This is a genomic window from Colwellia sp. C1TZA3, assembly GCF_007954265.1.
In the GTDB taxonomy this organism is placed as follows: Bacteria; Pseudomonadota; Gammaproteobacteria; order Enterobacterales; family Alteromonadaceae; genus Cognaticolwellia.
The window spans coordinates 11743-30988 of record NZ_VOLS01000048.1 but is presented as its reverse complement, the minus strand read 5'-3'; the positions used below and the strand labels follow the sequence as shown (position 1 = coordinate 30988).

Below are 19246 nucleotides of genomic sequence, written 5' to 3'. Positions count from 1 at the left end.
TAGTTAAAATAGCTCAAGGCTGTGTTGCTCTCAATCCCAATAGCCAGCTATTGCTCAATCGAGCGCCTTACCTTGAGTTATTTTTCCTGCGCACAACAAGATCACAAACTTAATGGAACTGGTATAAATTATCGTCTTATAAACTAAGTGAGCCTTAATAATACCAATTGAAATAAATAATCGGTTATTTTAAGGGACTTCATATGCGGGATTTTAAGGGTTTGAAATAAAAAGCTTTCGTGTCATTAATTTTTGCTATGAAAGCAAAATGGCAATCCGCAAGCTGAAGCTTGTTGTGTACAGCCTATTCTTCTTCCTGTAACTTAGAGGAATGTGTAAATAGCCTTTAAAAATAACGACTAATAAATAATAAAAAGTGTTAGGCAGATCATTCGATCGATAAATATCACACCATCACTTAAGTAATACCTCTTTATGGAGCAACAAACAAAATGATCACAATAGCCAATTGCCGCAATATACTACTCTTAAGTTTATTGTTACTGTCAGGTTGTGCATCACAATCAAGCCAGAAATTTCAGTTTGCCGCTGGGGAAGACCCTAGCATGCAAACATTTAATGCCCACCTTAAAGAATGGCAAAGGTTAAAACCTGAGATTACTGAACTGGTTAAAATGAAAAAAGAACTTAAAACATTAATAGCAGAATTAACCGCGCTGTCCAATCTTGCCAAAAAGCAACAATCAAAAAAAATAGCAAATGCTGATAATAGACAAAATGTTGGTCTGCTGAATAAAACAGCTAGTCACGCCATTTTGCCAACTCCGCCAATGAGTAATAGACAGATGCAAGAACCCTCCCCTGTGAAACCTTCTGAGCAATTAAGTAATCAATACGCCATTCAGTTAGGCTCATTTAGTAACATTTCCTATGTCAAAAATATGTGGCAGCACATTCAGAAAAAGTTTCCTGAACAACTCAATATAAAATATGCAGTAACAGAAGCGATTAAAACCGCCAACAGCCAACATTTATTTAGATTAAAAGTAGGTCCCTATGCGAATAAAAATGCTGCGCTAACCGTATGCCAGTTTTTAAGCGCACAAGAACAAAATTGTTTAGTGACTCAATTCTCTGGTGATCCTATTGAGTGATGCTACAACTGAAAAAGCCAATAGTTTGACACTGCACTAATCATTGCAAAAAATTAAATACTGTTAAGACCCTACTCATTAGAAACACTGCCCAAAATTAACTTGGCGTATAAATTGCTTGTTTAATGAAATACCAATCGTAAAATTAACGCTGGATCCTAACATGCACATATTCGCTAAATTGCTATTAATAGTTTTTATACCTACTAGCTTAGTCAGCTGCTCTTCTTCAGGCCCTATTGATACATCGAGGCTTTGTGCTCAAGACAATGGCGATTTTTATCAATGTAACAATTCTCAAACAGCCACTACCCCAGCTAAAAAAAGCTCAACGTTATTTAACACTAACATCCATTTCCAGCTGTTAAGCGAATACACAGAACAAATGGCGGCCGATCTAGAAAAAGATTTAATCGGCGTTAATATCGAACAACCTGTTGTTGTTGCCTCGTTTGTTTATTTTGATTCAACCTTGCAAACGAGCAGTGCGTTAGGAAACCAGTTAGCCGAATTTTTCATTAACGACCTACAAGAAATAGGATTACCCGTTAGCGACCACAAGTTAACCGGTAGGCTTGATGTGAATTCTCAAGGTGACTTTGCCTTGTCAAGAAATATAGATGATATTAATGACAGTATCGATATCGGCTATGTATTAACCGGCACAATGATCACAAATACCATGGGCATTATTGTTAATGTCAGGCTCATTAATTTTAAAACCAACCGTGTTGCGGCATCAGCTTCAAAGTTTTTACCAAATATAATTGTGCAATCTTTGTTAAAGCCACATCGAGTAAAATGAGTTTACAACAAAAAACATACCTATGTACTTCACCCAGCCAGTGCGATTTTTTGCCAGTTGTAGTCACAAAGTCACACTGAGATAATACACAAGTCCAACCTTGAAGTGCACAACCGCTAAACCAGCTATTGTATTTCGCAAGAAAATAGCTTTGAACTGTGTCGTGTTAAATTATTTTCAATCGCGGTGAAAGTGAAATTATTACTGTGGTCATGAAGTGCACCATTGGGAGCATTTTCTAATAAACCATCATTGTATATCCAAGCTAGCGCAAATTCATTGACCGTGATTTGCAAGCCTTTGATTGCTACTACTGTGCCTAAAGTGTTCTGAAAAGAACATACGGTATCTCCTATTTCAATATCCGCGGCAACTTCTTTCTTTTCCACTTCTTTCTTTGCTATCTTGATAAAATTATTAAGATAGGTAACCCACGCTAGTATTTCTGCTGGCTTTTCTTTATCGCCAAAATCTGTTGCCCGTAAACTGTTTTCTTTATTATCAAAATCTGTTGACCATAAACTATTTTCATCATTCTTGAAATTAGAAGACCATATATTATTTTCTTTATTCTTGAAATTAGAAGACCATATGTTATTTTCTTTATTGTCGATATCAGTTAACGAAATCATATTTTTAGGATCAGCAAGAAACAACTTAAACTTGTTCAATGTCAGCACATCATTTAAATAAGCCGTCAAATCATCTAATGAATTATACTTTTTATTATTAGTAACAATCGACTGTAAATAAGCTGTTAAATATTTTTTATTAATATTTTCAAGTAGGTCAATTTTATCATTCAATAAAAAAAGCTGGCTATAGAACTGAAATAATTTAAATTCATAGTCGATAAATAAACGGCTAGCAATAGTAGCTCCAACTTTGGCATCCTGAACAATGTATTCATTAAAAAAGTGGCAGTTAGGGTTACAAAATAGTTTATTCTTAAAACTGGGGCTCAAAAGATCAATTTGAGTTTGATTAACTTCATTAGTTAATTGAAACTTATTAATCAGCATACGCTTTCTATTTAAACCCTCGACAGTAAATGACGCAGCAATATAAACTGGATAATGATTTAAACGGCTTTTAGCGTAACTAGCCAATCCTTGCCATTTATCAATAGTTATTTTATGCATATCCTTTACGTCAGCTTTTTGGCTTTGACAGCCCAAAGATAAGCATAATATTAAAATATATAATAATAGCTTTGTATTAAGGTAATTCATCCCATTCAATTCCGGCAATATTAGTAAATGTAAATAGCGATGAAAAACTCAATGCCTGATTAGAGCGGAGGCTTCCTCCTAACTTAATATGCAAAATCCCTGTATCACCTGTGTTTATATTTTGAAGTTGATCGGGTAAAATAGCGATATCAGCTTCTCCAGACACTTGATAAACACCAGATGGAATAAAGGTGATCCCATCACCTGAGTTCATTCTTCTGTTGATTTTAATGCTAATGACTTTATAGGCAGATGAAACAATCAGGTAAGAACCAACGGTTCCCTTTTTATCATATAAACAAAAGCTTCCCGTTTGATTTCCTATATCGCCTGTTAAAGCATCCATTTCACAACTACCAGGAAAACCCATAAGTTCACCAAAACTAAGCTCATCCAATGTTGAAAAATAAGCTGCTGACAGCGCTATATTTGACCAACTGAAAACGATAAAAGTAAACAGAAATGTAAACCTAAATTTGCGCATTACACGATTCCTTATCATTGTGACAGAGTTATTTTAGTGAAGTTTTTTGATTGTACTATCCAACCATCTCTATCTTTTAAAGCATTTTTAGCGGCCTCCTTAGTATTAAAAATGTCGCTAACTAAACAGTAATATGTCGTATTTCTTAGTGTTTTTTGTGCCACATAAATATTTGGCATTTTAATTAATACGCTTTCTGAATTTGCCATAGCTTGTGTTTTATAAGCCGCAAACTGTATTACCCAACCGTTATCACGCCTAATAACATCATCAATAGAGGGAGTAAAGTCGGATGCCAGTGGATTGATTATACTTACAGGAGCAAGATCAGATAACGGTGCTAAAACACTTACTGGAATATCGGCAATATCCATTGTTTTAATCATATATTGGTTAGAGTTTAACCCTAGTTGTTTAATAGCTTTTTCTGCTTCAGCTTTTGTCCGGTAGCCTCCAAATTCTACAGTATAAAACACTTGTTCTTTGCTGTTTTTACTTTCATTCAATAGTAACGGAGTTTCTAACGTTTTAGATAAGTTGTCCTTAAACGTTTTGGCTTGTTCTAAAGAAAGAAACGCACCAAGTTGTATGATAAAACCAGGTTTAGTTAACACATCAATTTTTAATTTCTTCTTCTTTAACCTAACTTTTTTAGCTTTTTTAAGTTCAATTAATTTACTTTTTTTAATGGCTAATATTGCCTCAATATTAATTCTCTCATTTGCAGAGGGTGGTGCTAAATTAGGATCAACGACAACTTGACTTTTAGTCGGCATATTAAAATAATTTTGTCTTTCTTTAGCGTCCTCATCCCAAACCAGTTGTTCAACATCATCAGCACTTATCGACATAAGAATAATGTTTTCTTGCATTATTTCATTTGTTTTTTGCACAAGAATCCCCGGAAGCTCAGTATAGCCACCTATAATGGGAGACTCGATATTAAAGCCAATAACATCAGACGATAATCCATTATCTCTCAAGCTTGCCGAGTTTATTCGAATAGTATAATCGTCTGGCTCTATATTATAAAATTCGTAATATCCATCTTCATCAGTCTTAACACTTTCAATGATCCTTTCGTCGACACCAATTAAATCAATGGTTAAATTACGGGCGCCAATTTTTTCTTCTCGTCTTAAAATAGAAATAAAACCTGAAAATTCAGTACTTAGGTAAAAAGGCATGTTTACATCAACCCGTGCCCCCGGATGGGTGTACAACACATAATTTTTTCCAATAGTTTGAGCACCATTTTTCCAATTAGCATCAAATTTGAAAACGTTATTCATGGGAAGACCCGGAATAATTGCGCGACCATTTTTTCCAGTAGCTAAGGTATTCCAATCTTGTAAATTTGGGATTGTCACCCCAGATAAATTATAATCTAGCGCGTCATAAACACCGTTCATATGCCGATCTAAATAGGCATGTAAATTCAAACTAGCACTATTTCTATAAAGCTTACTATTAAACAACGCTCTGTTATTATAATAATCGTAACCAAAAAAGAATTGGATATTGGCATTAACATTCCAATGACCACCGTCTTGGTAGCGAGATAAAATACCAAATTGAAATTGATTAACGTTGATGCCTACATTGTGAGATATTTCCCATTTGTTCTTATCTAACAATGGCCGGTATCCCATTCTAAAGTAATGCTGAAAATTATAGCCGTCTTCAAGTGTGTAACTAAGGCTAACTTTGGAGTTTTTTAGGATTGGATTACTTTTTGAAGGCTCATATTGAATATCACCAATAATCCGCAATGATGGGATTATGCCACCAGAAACAGACAATGAGCCGGTTAATTTATTATCAGAAAATTCATTAAGCTCACTCACTTCAAGTTTTGTTTGAGAATATCGTAAGGTATGACTAGCATATATATCACCAAAGTTATAAGAAACTCTACTACCTAAAGACGCTGTGTCACTCTTATTAGTTTTCCTATTCCGATAAAAAATGCTTATGGGGATTCCCGCTATATGATTATTATAATTAACTTGAACATTTTCAAAATCACTATTGGAAAACGTGGTTGACTCATTACGATACGCCTTAGCAGATTCATAAATGATGTTAAAGTTACCGTCATAAATTGCTCTTCCTGTTAGAGACGTTTTTTGCAAATAACCGCCATTGTCATTTAATGAAAGGTTATTTTCAAAAAGTAAGCCCGGCAAGCTAAAATAGTTTTTTAATGTTATGGCGTCTTGTACAAATTCATCCTCGGTCAAACCCTCTTGTAATCTTGTACTATTTCTGTGGGTATAACTCAAGCCAATTTGCCAGATGTCATTAACACCATAATCAATATTTCCTCCGATATTAGAAAGGCTAAATGGAGTAGATTCACTCTGATCAAACAGGGTATCATTAAGCACAGAATTAGAGGGGTCAAGCGCATAAACACCATACGAAAATTCACCATTCGCTAACGGGTTGGCTTTTAAATTGTAATTGTTTCTAATTTGATCAGCTTCGCCAAAAGGACCATAGAGTTTGATAACAAATTCATTTTTACCATAATAAATATCAAGATCCTTGTACAGTAACAAACCCGTTTCAGGCACAATAACAGATGAAATAAAACGATTGTTGTGATAAAGTTCAGCTTCCCATCCAGGGGTAGCATACTCAGTTAATGTAATAGCTGTATTTTGATTCCTGTAACCTGCTTGTCGTCTCTCAAAACCAATGCCTAAACCAGTTTGAGATAGAGAAGTAGCATCGCCAATACTCGCGATATCACCAAAACGGTAACCGTCAAAAGCGCCTAAAATTAAATCGTCAGGCGATGTTTTGTACCTAGACAAAGCTACTCCCCCCCTCAGTGTTTCATTTCCCTGTTTATTCAAATTAACAATAGCGGAATGATACAACAAGTCGGAAACAAAATTCGCCTGAATAATGCTCCTGTTGTTATTCTCATTGATCTCAACATTTGCGGTAAAAGTACCAATTGGCATAGTGATCAAACGGTATTGATCGGGAATGGTAATTTCTAGTTGTTTTTGGGGTGCCTTCGCGCCTTTACTTTGTATGTAATAACCACTTAATTGTTCTTGTTGTCTAATTTTTTCCAGCTGCTGTAAAGTTTGTAAAGGAAAGGCGTAGTCACTGGTTTTAATCACTACCTGTAATGTTCTGGTATCTGAGATAATATCTGTGGCAAATAATTGATTAATTACATCGGCAGCTATATATGAATAAAAGCCATCATCTCCCCACGCAACGATTAGATTTTTGCTCGGAAGACCTAAAGACTGCTCAGATAAGATAAATTCGTTTACCGTATCATTTTTCCATATCAGTAATTTTTGTCCTGTTAACTGATACTTGACTTTTAAGGAGTCAAGTAAAGGCTCTATGGCTAAAAATAACTCCCCATCAACTAAAAAACTATCAATAGAATGATTAATAGCTTGGTCATTTAACCTTAAACTAAACAACACAAAGTCGTCATCAGACAAACTTATTTTTTTTAGCGCTACGGCTGCTAAGCAGTTAAATGCTAACAAGCAAAAACACAAAATAATAAATTTCATTTACCTGCCCCTTAATACAGACATAAAGTTAAGAATTAATTTATGTTGATTTTAAGGGTTTTTGATTGCAGATAATTTTCACTTTCCTGATATATTAATTGCAGAGGATCACTACCATCTCCGGTAAAATTCATTGTGATCACATTACTCTTTGCTTCAATAGGCATTTGAATTAGATCAATTTTGCCGACAACATCTTGAGAGTCTCGGTTTATTAAGGTTAATTTGCCATAAGTTGAATAAATACCTGTTTTATTAAAATTAACAGACATACTATTGTTATTAATCGCCAATTCAGAAAAAGTTAGCTCATATTTCGCCCGACCAACACGAGCTACAATAGGAATATTTTGGACAATTAAAGGCTCAACTTTCATCGCTGTTTGAGTTGATTTTTTTACATAACTCTTAATATCTTGACACTTTATAGAAAGATAAGAACGATATTCATGACTTTCAATACCGCGTTTAATTCGAAGTTTAAACTTTACATTTTGTGGCTTTCCAATATCCGCTTCGAACGTTTGAGGGGAAAATCGTAATAACTCATCTGCAGAATTTTCTGGAACTTCTCCGTTGGGTAGCAATCGACTTAAACCTGTTTTGTCTAACGTAAATGGCCTTAGTGATAATTCACAACGTTGACGATAATCCCCTTGATTATAAATGATAAAGTCATAGTTTCGCTTTTTTTGATCCAGATGAATTTTATAAGTAGATAAGCTAACCGCGTAACTTACGTTAGATATGGCACCTAAAACGATCAGTATAATCGTATTTAAAGACACAGTTAAAAAGATTTTATTAATATTCATATAAACAACTCATACCTCAGTAATACAATATGTTTAGCAGACGTTGTCATGCCAAACATTTGGCTTTCCGATAGAAAAGCAAAAAACAAGCCAGTTTTAGGTCTGTATAATAAATATTTTATTTAACACTTTTTTCTAAAATTAAATCTCCCCCCGTACGCTTATCTTCTGTCAGCCTGATCAGTAGATCTTCACTCGGGATCCCCTTAGCTCGCAGGGTTAATACTTTTTCGTTGTTTTCAGGATAAATTTTTCCATTTTTCTTTAAAGCTATCCGTGTATTATTATTTTTATTAATAAGCTCTATATCAAAAAAAATTGAACGTTCTCCTGAACGTTTTACCGCAAAGGTAACCGTATCATTGTTAAGGTCTACATTTATGTCTGTAATTTCAACTTGTATATCTAAATTGAAAGGGCGAACAATAATAGGCACCTGATGGACTAACTGAGGTGTTAGCGAAATTCCTGCTACTTGGGAGTTAAGCTTACCATCAATAATTTCTGTTTTATCTTCCACCATTTGACAATTTACTTCTAAGTAAGAGCGATACTCTTTTTTTTCTACACCACTTTGATTACGCATTCTAAACCTAACCGTTTGCCTTCCTTGTGGGTCAATACTAAAATTACGTGGCGAGTAACGAAGTAAATTTACAGCCGAATTGTCCGGCAAAACGTCCCCCTCCACCAATTGTGGTGTGCCGTTTTTATCCATATTATAATGGGTAAGATTTAGCTTACAATTTTGAGGAACTGGATCTCTGTTTGAAATTATAAAATCATAATCTCTATGCTGGCGGTCTAAATATATACGATAAGTACCCAAAGATACGGCAAAACTGGATGTTGAAACCGCCAAGAGAATAAACATTATTAGTCGATTAAATATATAATTTAATTTAAAATTAGCGAATGACATCAGCAAGCACCTACCCTATTTAAGTTAACCTATTATTCAATGTACTTGAAAAGTTAACTTATTTGTAAAATAATAACAAACTATAAAAAAAACAGACCTTTCAGTCTGCTTTTTTATTGATAACCTTCACTCTAGCTTTATTGATATACAACATCAATACCAAAGGTTTCAGTATATTCAGTACCCGCCAGTAAAGTGCTCGTCACTGTGATCGTACCGCCAACAAAGATAAGTGACTTACCTATTTCGGGTACACCTGATCCTTCTGTATTACCAGATAAATCATCTACCGTGGCTAATTGTGCTGTTGCCGCCGAGCCAGCAGCTAAGGCGACTAATGTATCACCATCTGACTCATCATTATGTAGTACAGTCACGCCATTGGGAACAAAGTTAAAATTAGTACCTGAAAGTTGTGATGTTAGTGTAACATCAACTTTAACACCCGGTGCGCCAACAATTTCATACACACCGACAATGCCATCTGTTCCTACTGCCGCTGCCCCACAGCCTACACCCGTTAATTCAGCGTAGTTAGCACCTATAGCTTCAGCTGAAGCTGTACCGACTTTGGCATTAATAGAACCTGGAGTATCAGTGCCCCCATCACCTACCGTCATTGTACATTGTGAACCACCACTTAGTCCTAGTTGACCACCAAAGTTTAGATCTGTTACTGGCGTAAGTGTAACGTCAGGTACCGTTGAAAATCCAAATGTGTAATCTTGATCATCCGCCAGCGCACTAGTGCTAGTCAATACCGTAAAAATCACACCTGTTGCTGCTAATACATTATATATTTTATTAAATTTCATAATATCCTTCCTAAATATTTGTCTAAAAATATTCTTACTTTACTATCTATAATAAGACTAATTATCAATAGACAACATTGATCTTAAATTGATCGGTGTACGGTGTATCCGCTGTTAAAGCACTTACAACCGAAAGTGTGCCCCCAATACTCATTATAAGCTCACCTGAAGTAACTTCGTCATCACCACCATCCGTAGTACCAGCTATAATAGTTGTCGTTGCGGTTGCACTCGCTAAAGCTTTACATGTATCACCTTCAGAAACCTGATCATATTCAACAATACAGCCATTATTAGGTGTAAATGTAAACAACGGGTCAGTATTTAATCCTGAAACAGTTACAGTGATGCCTGCGCCAGGTGAGCCGCTAACTTTATACACACCAGGCGTACCACTAGCACCAGTGACACAGCCTGTACCACTTAACTCACCAAAATTTGCCTTCTCCGCGGTACCGTTAGCTTGTGCAATTATGTCACCAGGCGTGTCGGCATCCATAAGGCATGAGGTACCGGCTGTAGTGAAAATATTAGGACCAAACGCTAAAGCGGTGACTTGAGATAAAGTTACATCGTCTCGCGTAGTCATTTTTACCGTTGGGGCTAATGATGCGGCATAAGAAGCGCCGGACGCTCCCAAATATAAAGCTCCAATAACCAGTGCAATTTTTGTTTTATTTGGTTGCATAGCAACACTCCTTTAAATTAAAAAATCTTGTTGATAAAATCATTTCAGTTTAGAGACTTACTTTGATGTCACTTTAATCACGTTTGTTCTTGCTTGTTAGATAAGTTATCGGCAGTAGTTTTTATAACTTTAGGATATTTTTACATTAAATTTTAAAATTAACCTTAATGATAAAAATACTCACTTTAAATTTTATTGCCTTAATTCACGTAACGGCAGAAAACGATAATACTTTACAATTAATTTATCGCAACCTGCCATTTTTACTTGCTTCTTTTATGACTTCTTACCGCTCCCTGCTCTTTTTTGTGCTTTTATTTTTTCTATACCATTGATATTAATAAACTAAAAATATTAATTCATACTGTCTATTGATTTATTTTTGGTACATTTAAGCAACTAACTCTATTGTTGACACACATTTGCTATAAATATTACCTACGTTACCGCTCACTAGTGGTTAGTTTTTCTCCTATCCCCCTTGAATAATGGTAACAGGCGCTACTGCTACAGGCACAGGCTTAGGAGTGCTATTCATTATCGCGCCGGTAACATCTGCCGGAATAAAACTTTGCGCTGAAGCGACCACAGCTTTAGATTCAACCCCAATAATACGGGCATTAACTAAATAACCGCCTTGGTGTTTCACTAACGTGCCACCCACAACGTAACGAATAGGTAAACCGTCTTTGAGTTCTTTATAGTCTCGACTAAAAGTAAAATCCCCTTGCTGGGTTACCCGAATATAGTCGGTAGTTTTAAAGTCGATAATAGGAATACCAAATTTATGAATTTCATGAATTAAACTTTCTGAGATTTGATTGCCTAATAAATTAGTTTTGTTGTAATCACCGTCTAACAATACAAAACTCGTCACCGCCACAGGGGTAGAGGTATTAACATATTGCAGATTACCCACCAAATCTTGCATTAGTCCCCGGACATAATAGTTAATGTTTTTAGGCAGCATAGTGCTGTTATGTTTTAACTTGTCTTGATCAACTTCCCCTTGCAGTTGTCGATCATGATTGGCGCGCAGCAGTTGCTGATATTGGTCTCTAAATTTTGCACTATCAGTCATCGGTAGGGAAGAGGAAGCATAATCTTTACTAGGCTGTTGTAGCTCGCTATTTCCCCCAGACATCATGGAAGTGCAGCCACTTAGCATAGCTATTGTGACTAATGGGGTGACTAACTTCACTATGGCTGAGGCTAAGAACGGGACTAAATAATTAATTTTCATCAGTTACTCCTAAAATGGTCCACGGTAAAAGCGATTGTCTTTCATCGTAACTTGGGGTTGACTCACTTTAGGTTGACTCCACATAACGTTGGTGGGTATAAAGTCGGTGGCGGCGGCAATCACCTTTTGTGTGTTCACGTCAATTAGGCGTACATTAACCGTAATACTTTGCTCTAGGGTGGAATAGGTACCCGTTAAATAATAATCAGCTTTTATCCGAGAATTAATTTCGCTCACTTTTCTAGATAGCATAATATCTTGATTTTCTTGTATTTTAATTGCGGTGGTGGCTTTAAATTCAATAACACTCATACCCGCTTGAGTTGCCAAAGTAACAAAACTTTCTTGAATTTGTTGGCCTAAGGCATTAGAAGCAGGCATGTATTTGCCATTAATATCCATCATGGGCAAAAATGTGCCTACCGCCACCCTTTTGTTAAGTCTGATCATATCTGACGTTAAAAATAGTTGTTTAGCAAGCTGGGTAACATATTGATGAATGTTGCTGTCAGATACCCCCGTAGCATTGTTATTGGTTTCTAAGGCGTTAGCGTTAGTGTCATTCAATGGTCCGGCGCAACCTGACACCAATAAACTGGCAACGATTAATATGAACATAAGGGTTTTCATCAATTCAAGCTCCTAAATAGCATAAATGGTTTTTTATTCTTCTGAACACAGCAAATTCTATACCAAAATTTAAAAACGTTTTATGAGTCAATAGTTTGACTCATAGATTAAAAAACTAGGTCACTTTGTCATTAATACTGGCACACAAATAACCTAGTTCGTTTTTTGCCAGAAACGCTAAAGTAGAGTAAAAACCAAAATACATATAATCATCACTATTATTATTGCTTAACCAGACAGAACCAATACTAGCGAAGGTAAGGGCACTAATATTTCAGGTTATCAATAAAGGCTAACTAATACCAATCCCATTAAGTTATTGCTCACTTGTACTAGTTAAAATAGCTCAAGGCTGTGTTGCTCTCACTCCCAATAGCCAGCTATTGCTCAATCGAGCGCCTTACCTTGAGTTATTTTTCCTGCGCACAACAAGATCAAAAACTTAATGGAACGGGTATAATTTGGCCAAAAGGTTCTGCGCGGTTTTATCTACTATTTAAGTGTCTAAATTTGCTATCACATAATATCAACCAGGCTCAAATAAGGCTAAATTTGCTGAACTATCGCTTTGCTATGGTAAGAGGTCTTAATCATGGTTATTGCAATGTTATTTAACAAAAAATTTTGGCTCAATTGTCGTTAATTGTTGCCGCCTCAGGTGAAATTAACTTGGCTATTCACTTTTGAGCCATCACAGTAATCGCCCGCTTAGCGCTTGACGGATTGAAGTCCGACCTACAAAACAATATTCGCTGCCAATACTTGTCAACCCATCACAGTAATCGCCCGCTTAGCGCTTGACGGACTGAAGTCCGACCTACAAAACAATATTCGCTGCCGATACCTGTCAACCCATCACAGTAATCGCCCGCTTAGCGCTTGACGGACTGAAGTCTGACCTACAAAACAATATTCGCTGCCAATACTGTTAACCCATCACAGTAATCGCCCGCTTAGCGCTTGACGGACTAAAGTCCGACCTACAAAAAAATATTCGCTGCCGATACCTGTTAACCCATTACAGTAATCGCCCGCTTAACGCTGACGGACTGAAGTCCGACCTACAAAACAATTGCAAACACTTCATAATCGCCCGCTTAACGCTGACGGGCTGAAGTCTGAGCTACAAAAAATTGCCAAACGATATATTATTACTCATAAAGGCTATTTTGGCTAACATACGCGTTTTCTCTCTACCCCTTTAAACCGTAGACTTGATAATCTAACAACCATGCTGTGAAGCAGAACCAATATTTTTGTAGTTGATCATGAGAGGGGCAGAGCAGAGAGGAGTTAACTCCGCCACTTTTTAATAGACAAAAAAAACGCTCCTCAAACGAGGAGCGTATAAATATATAAAACACTAATAAAAACAAAACCGAGGGGGGAATCTCTTACTAAGTAGGAGTGCCTTTATTGTGGTTAGTTCAATTTTATTGAAAAATAAAAATCTAACCATAAATTTCGCGGTTCATCGTTACCAAAATACCATGCCCTTTAGGAGAATAGTCCTATCTAAGCCTGGAACTCATCCACAAGGATTTGGTGAAAATAAATGATTATTCTTCGTCTAGCAAAAGTTAATCACTGGGTTGTTAAGCCGTTTAAATAGCTAAAAGGTAATCGAGCAAAAGTCATAGGCAAAAAAAACGCCCCTCAAATGAGGAGCGTATAAATATATAAAACACTAATAAAACACTAATAAAAACAAAACCGAGGGGAGAATCTCTTGTTAAGTAAGAGTGGCTTTATGGTCGTTAGTTCAACTTTATTAAAAAATAAATTTAATCAGTCATCATTTTTTCTTAACAGATTGATTTTATAGATTTAAAATAATAGAAAGCCAAGTGAAAATAATTTTATATCTGTGTGAGTTGCTGCCTATCAGCAATTAAATTAAGTATCTTGGAAAGTTTTTTAGCAAGGTAGCCCGACAATAGTTTTGGCTGTTGGCGTATTAATTCGGATTCTGCCGCTGTAATAGCAACATAACAATCTATTAAGTTGTTGTTTGAGCTCAGCAATATAACGTCATCAGCCAGTGTTTCAATATCAGCCGCTGATGTCGCTATATTGCCAAATTCGTTAATAGCGATAAGATAAAAATTGATCTGCAAAATATTGGCTTCATCGCCATACCAATTGGCTGTCATGGTATGAAAATTCAACTGCGCAGCAAGTTTATTGCTAATGCCAGTGATATTTTTTATTTCAGCCACTAAGTCATCACTCACCTGAATAGAAATTGGCAGGGTTTCAGTGATAATATCCATGAGGGTTGACGCCTTTTTAATAAGTAGTTTATCGCTAAATAGTGAGCGCTCAGCACAACTATATAATTTGATGGTGTTTCCTATGCAATTATAACATAGCTAACTGACTAAACTATTTTTTGCAGCTCTAGGCATTTATGCTTATATCCGCCGATAATGGCGCAATTAAGTTTAGTAGTAAGCAGGCTAAATACTATGCTCCACGCCATTAAAAAATAAAGACAGACCTTTCTGTCTCATAGTTATTCAGTTGCTATTGTTATTGTTGCTCTTTTATCGATATTATATGAGGTAACAGCATATGATCAAAAGTTATCAATCACACTGCTGCAGCCATAACGGGCAAAACAGTTAACACTAACACCATTAACAGCCGCCCACGGAATAGCTATTATGGAGAACAATGCAATTAAAGCAACACAGACTAAAGCTAAAACAATAAGAAAAAAGCCTTTAAAAATTTTTAAGCTCAGCCATAAGCTTCATAAATGGCTGATGTTATTTATTGGGGCGCAATTTGTTATTTGGTCTGTTACCGGTGCTTATATGGTCTTTTTTGATATTGATTATATTCACGGTGATAGCCTAATTGTTAGCCCTCAAAGTAAAATAAAAGCAGAGAACTTAACTTACTCCTCACTAGCATTATTTCAACACTATCCGCGGGCAAAAAACTTAAGTGTTGGCATGCTGATTAACCGTGAAGTGTATCGCTTTAACATAGCTAAACAAGCATTTATAATTGATGCACAAAACGGCGAACCGTTATCACCATTAAATAAAAGTACCGCAATGAACATAGCAAAGCACCTTTATACCGGGGATGGCGAGGTACTTAATGCCAAGCTAATAACCACAAACCCACACTTTGGCTTAAGTGCTCGGCATTTACCGGTATGGCAGGTTAATTTTGACAACTTCGCCTCACCGTCACTTTATATTTCAGTAAATAACGGTAAAGTTGTTAGCAAACGTCACCAACTTTGGTATTTATTTGATTGGATGTTTCGCTTGCATATTATGGATTATGGCGACGACGAAGATGTCAGTAACTGGTTGTTGTTTTTTATTACTTCATTGGCATTTTTTGCTGTTTTTAGTGGTTTAATACTGACTTATTTTAAAGTGATCAAACCGATAATAATCTCAGGCAGAAAAAACCGCGATAGTGCTAAAAAAGTGCGACGAAAGAAAACCTTATCTTTTGGAGATAAGTCATGATGCCCTGGATAAAAAAAATTCATCAATGGGCCTCATTGCTCATCGGTCTACAAATACTTATTTGGGTAACCAGTGGCTTAATTTTCAATGTTATTGATCACAAAAAAGCCCGTGGTAATGCTTATCGTCAAACGGTAATCGCGGAGCAGTCAACCCTAGCAAACCAAGCACGGTTACCCGTTGAAAGCGTCCTGAAATTATACCCCGCTACACTTGAGCTCAACCAAGTCAGTATTCTCGCGCAGCCTTATTATTTATTGACCCAAAAACAAGCTTTATATCGCCACTTTGTCAACAGTTACCATATCGTAGATGCCATCACAGGTGAGCTGACCTTGGTGGATGAACCGTTCGCCAAAGCTATTGCTAAAGCGAGTTATAATGGTCCAGGTAATATTAAGTCTGTTGCGTTAATAGCGCCGCCAATTGCCGACTTTCTCAAAAATAAAAATCCCAGTTGGCAGATTAATTTTGCTGATGACTTAGCTACCAGTGTTTACGTTGAACAAGGCTCAGGGCGTTTGGTCGGCCATAGCAATAGTGATAAACGCTTTGCCGATTTTTTCTTTATGTTGCACTTTATGGATTACGGCAGCGTCGGCAGCTTCAACACTATTCAAATGATATTATTTGCTTTTATCACCTTGTGGCTCATGCTTTCTGGTTTAATATGGACACTGCATATACTGCGAAAAGGTCAATATCGCTTAAAGAATTTTTAGCATTATAAAAAAGCGCTAGTTTAATTAAGCGCGAGTAAAATGCAGCATTATTATCAGGTTTAAAGTCGGTTAATCTCACAAATCTAGCTGCTTTTGACTACGCCGTATCTGCATGACATTGGTGAATTTATACCAGTTCCATTAAGTTTGTGATCTTGTTGTGCGCAGGGAAAATAACTCAAGGTAAGGCGCTCGATTGAGCAATAGCTGGCTATTGGGATTGAGAGCAACAAAGCCTTGAGCTATTTTAACTAGTACAAGTGAGCAATAACTTAATGGGATTGGTATTACTTGTTCCAAAAGTAAAAAGGTCAGGATTTTATCCCTTGACCTTTTTGATACTCAAACCTTTAATGATTTTGATGGCCAAATAACCTGCACTATTTTAAGACTTATTATCGTATTCTATTTCGCAATGTTTTCGCTGCAATCACCATATTTTCTAGTGCTAATTTAGTTTCTGTCCAAGCGCGCGTTTTTAGACCGCAATCTGGGTTAACCCATAAATGTTCTAGTGGAATATGTTTTTGAGCTTTTTCAATAAGACCAACCATCCAAGCGACTTCTGGCACATTAGGACTATGAATATCATAAACACCTGGACCTAAATCATTGGGATAAGCTTGGCTATCAAACGCATCAAGCAGTGACATATTCGAGCGCGATGTCTCTATCGTTAAAACGTCAGCATCAAGGCTGATGATGGCTGGCAATATATCGTTAAATTCGGAATAACACATGTGGCTATGAATTTGTGTTGCTGCTGGCGCTTTAGCGGCTGATAAACAAAATGCTGCGGTTGCCCAGTCCAAATAACTCTGCCACTGACTTTGTTTTACTGGCATGCCCTCACGTATTGCCGGCTCATCAATTTGAATAATAGCTATACCATTATCAATTAAATCAACCACCTCATCGCTAATAGCTAAAGCAATTTGATTCGCGACTTGCTCACGTGATAAATCATCACGAACAAATGACCAACACAAAATAGTCACCGGACCGGTTAACATGCCTTTAACGGGTTTATCAGTTAACGATTGAGCGAAATTCGCCCACTCAATTGTCATTGGCTTTTTACGGCTAATATCACCAAAAATAATCGGTGGCTTAACACAACGAGAGCCATAGCTTTGCACCCAAGCAAACTGAGTAAAAGCAACACCATCAAGTAATTCGCCAAAATACTCCACCATATCGTTACGCTCAGCTTCACCATGCACTAAAACATCTAAACCTATGGCTTCTTGGCGCTTAATGGTCTGACGAATTTCGGCTTGAATAAGGCGAGTATATTCCTGATCAGTCATTTCATGACGACGCCATTTAGCGCGTACTTGACGAATATCACCGGTTTGTGGAAATGAACCAATGGTCGTGGTGGGCAATAAAGGCAGCTTAAGCGATTTTTGTTGCGCTACTTTGCGGGCATCAAAGCTTTCTTTACGGGTAAAGTCACTTAAAGTTAATCTCGAAACTCGCTGCTTAACCTTATCATTATGAATACGTGTTGAAACGCAACGTGCTAATGCTGGGCTAGAATATAAAATAATTTGCTCAGTTTTTTCATCCACTAACGCAGCTTTTAATAAACTTAATTCCTGACACTTTTGCTTGGCAAACGCTAACCATGAAGTAAATTCCTCGTCGAGTTTACTTTCTTGCGCCAGATCAACCGGGGAATGAAGTAATGAACAAGAAGGTGCTAACCATAAGCGTTCACCTAATTGACGATATAAAGGCTGCACTTTGTGATAAACCGACACAAGATCCGTTTTCCAAATATTGCGACCATTAATAACGCCCAAAGAAATAATCCAGTGATCAGGTAAGGTTGCAATAATGCTTTGCACATCAGTGTGTTCTGCCACAGTGTCAATATGTAAACCATCAAAAGCTAAGTCTTTAATAAGCTCAATATGATGATCAATTGACGCAAAATAGCTGGTTAATAATACTTTTAAATTACCCTTTTCAAGCTGCTGATACGCTTGCGTAAAAGCTTGTTGCCAAGCACTATCTAACTCTAAACCTAAGACAGGTTCATCAAGTTGTAACCAATTTACACCGGCATCAGAAAGCTGAGTAAGTAGCGCTTGATAGCGTGTTAATAACGCCGGCAATAAAGCTAATTTACGCTCATCGCCGGTAACACTTAAATGTAGATAAGTAATCGGGCCCAGTAATACCACTTTGCGGTTATCTGTAATCGCTTGTGCTTCATTCAATTGATTAAGTAAATTGTCGCTATTAGTTACACTGTTACTTGCTAATAAGTCAGCACTTAACTCTGGCACTATATAATGGTAATTGGTGTTAAACCACTTAGTCATATCACTCGCTGCGCATTGGCAACCCGTAGGTGCCTGACCACGACCAATACGAAACTCCAAATCAACTGCATTATTTTGTTCGACACTGTCATCGTGTGTATTAATAAAACGTGTTGGCGCTAAGCCGAGTAATAAGGTGGTATTTAACACATGATCATAATGCGCAAAATCACCGACCGGTAAACATTCAATACCGGCATCAAATTGAATTTTCCAGTTTTGTTGACGACGCTCTTTACACTCAGTTAAAAACTCAGTTTGTGTTAACTCACCACGCCAATATTTTTCTAAAGAAAACTTTAATTCTCGTTTTGCACCAATACGCGGGAAACCTAGGTTATGAATTTGCATGTCTGCTCCAATATGTTGATTTTTATCAGCTGATAAAAAGATA

15 protein-coding genes are annotated in these 19246 nt (G+C 36.7%); 4 read left to right on the top strand and 11 right to left on the bottom strand.

What is annotated here, in order from left to right; translation table 11 throughout:
• Positions 1-452 precede the first annotated feature (452 nt).
• Positions 453-1115: an SPOR domain-containing protein gene (locus tag ESZ39_RS13415; RefSeq protein WP_146880414.1), complete on the top strand. Its 663-nt coding sequence runs from the start codon at positions 453-455 to the stop codon at positions 1113-1115.
• Positions 1116-1278: 163 nt separating this feature from the next.
• Positions 1279-1920 (top strand): FlgO family outer membrane protein, encoded by a 642-nt coding sequence (locus ESZ39_RS13410; protein WP_146880413.1) that lies wholly within the window; start codon positions 1279-1281, stop codon positions 1918-1920.
• 125 nt (positions 1921-2045) lie between these two features.
• On the opposite strand, the gene ESZ39_RS13405 is transcribed toward ESZ39_RS13410, so the two are convergent.
• From ESZ39_RS13405 to ESZ39_RS13360, 10 genes are all read right to left on the bottom strand, one after another.
• Positions 2046-3152, bottom strand: coding sequence for a hypothetical protein (locus ESZ39_RS13405; protein WP_146880412.1), 1107 nt, complete (start codon positions 3150-3152; stop codon positions 2046-2048).
• Complete coding sequence (locus ESZ39_RS13400; protein WP_146880411.1) at positions 3139-3636, bottom strand: hypothetical protein; 498 nt, start codon at positions 3634-3636, stop codon at positions 3139-3141. Before ESZ39_RS13400 ends, ESZ39_RS13405 begins: the two co-directional genes overlap by 14 nt.
• 14 nt (positions 3637-3650) lie before the next feature.
• A complete protein-coding gene (locus tag ESZ39_RS13395) occupies positions 3651-7190 on the bottom strand; it encodes an SPOR domain-containing protein (RefSeq protein ID WP_146880410.1) in 3540 nt (1179 codons plus the stop codon).
• A gap of 35 nt (positions 7191-7225) precedes the next feature.
• Positions 7226-8005, bottom strand: coding sequence for a hypothetical protein (locus ESZ39_RS13390; RefSeq protein ID WP_146880409.1), 780 nt, complete (start codon positions 8003-8005; stop codon positions 7226-7228).
• A 118-nt stretch (positions 8006-8123) separates the two neighbouring features.
• Complete coding sequence (locus ESZ39_RS13385) at positions 8124-8927, bottom strand: hypothetical protein (RefSeq protein ID WP_146880408.1); 804 nt, start codon at positions 8925-8927, stop codon at positions 8124-8126.
• Positions 8928-9064: 137 nt separating this feature from the next.
• Positions 9065-9742 carry a hypothetical protein gene (locus ESZ39_RS13380; protein WP_146880407.1) on the bottom strand — a complete coding sequence of 226 codons (678 nt, stop codon included), beginning with the start codon at positions 9740-9742 and terminating at the stop codon, positions 9065-9067.
• A gap of 64 nt (positions 9743-9806) precedes the next feature.
• Positions 9807-10430, bottom strand: coding sequence for a hypothetical protein (locus ESZ39_RS13375; RefSeq protein ID WP_146880406.1), 624 nt, complete (start codon positions 10428-10430; stop codon positions 9807-9809).
• Between the two features lie 472 nt (positions 10431-10902).
• On the bottom strand, positions 10903-11673 hold the full coding sequence (locus tag ESZ39_RS13370; RefSeq protein ID WP_223270386.1) for a FlgO family outer membrane protein: 771 nt from the start codon (positions 11671-11673) through the stop codon (positions 10903-10905).
• Positions 11674-11682: 9 nt separating this feature from the next.
• Positions 11683-12303, bottom strand: coding sequence for a FlgO family outer membrane protein (locus ESZ39_RS13365; protein ID WP_223270385.1), 621 nt, complete (start codon positions 12301-12303; stop codon positions 11683-11685).
• A 1859-nt stretch (positions 12304-14162) separates the two neighbouring features.
• Positions 14163-14576: a hypothetical protein gene (locus ESZ39_RS13360; RefSeq protein WP_146880405.1), complete on the bottom strand. Its 414-nt coding sequence runs from the start codon at positions 14574-14576 to the stop codon at positions 14163-14165.
• Between the two features lie 393 nt (positions 14577-14969).
• Here ESZ39_RS13360 and ESZ39_RS13355 point away from each other — a divergent pair, with 393 nt between their 5' ends.
• Positions 14970-15797, top strand: a complete 828-nt coding sequence (locus tag ESZ39_RS13355) for a PepSY domain-containing protein (RefSeq protein WP_146880404.1) — start codon at positions 14970-14972, stop codon at positions 15795-15797.
• Positions 15794-16519, top strand: coding sequence for a PepSY domain-containing protein (locus ESZ39_RS13350; RefSeq protein ID WP_146880403.1), 726 nt, complete (start codon positions 15794-15796; stop codon positions 16517-16519). The genes ESZ39_RS13355 and ESZ39_RS13350 overlap by 4 nt, the downstream gene beginning before the upstream one ends.
• A 395-nt stretch (positions 16520-16914) precedes the next feature.
• On the opposite strand, the gene metE is transcribed toward ESZ39_RS13350, so the two are convergent.
• On the bottom strand, positions 16915-19203 hold the full coding sequence (gene metE / locus ESZ39_RS13345) for a 5-methyltetrahydropteroyltriglutamate--homocysteine S-methyltransferase (protein ID WP_146880402.1): 2289 nt from the start codon (positions 19201-19203) through the stop codon (positions 16915-16917).
• Between the last annotated feature and the right edge of the window lie 43 nt (positions 19204-19246).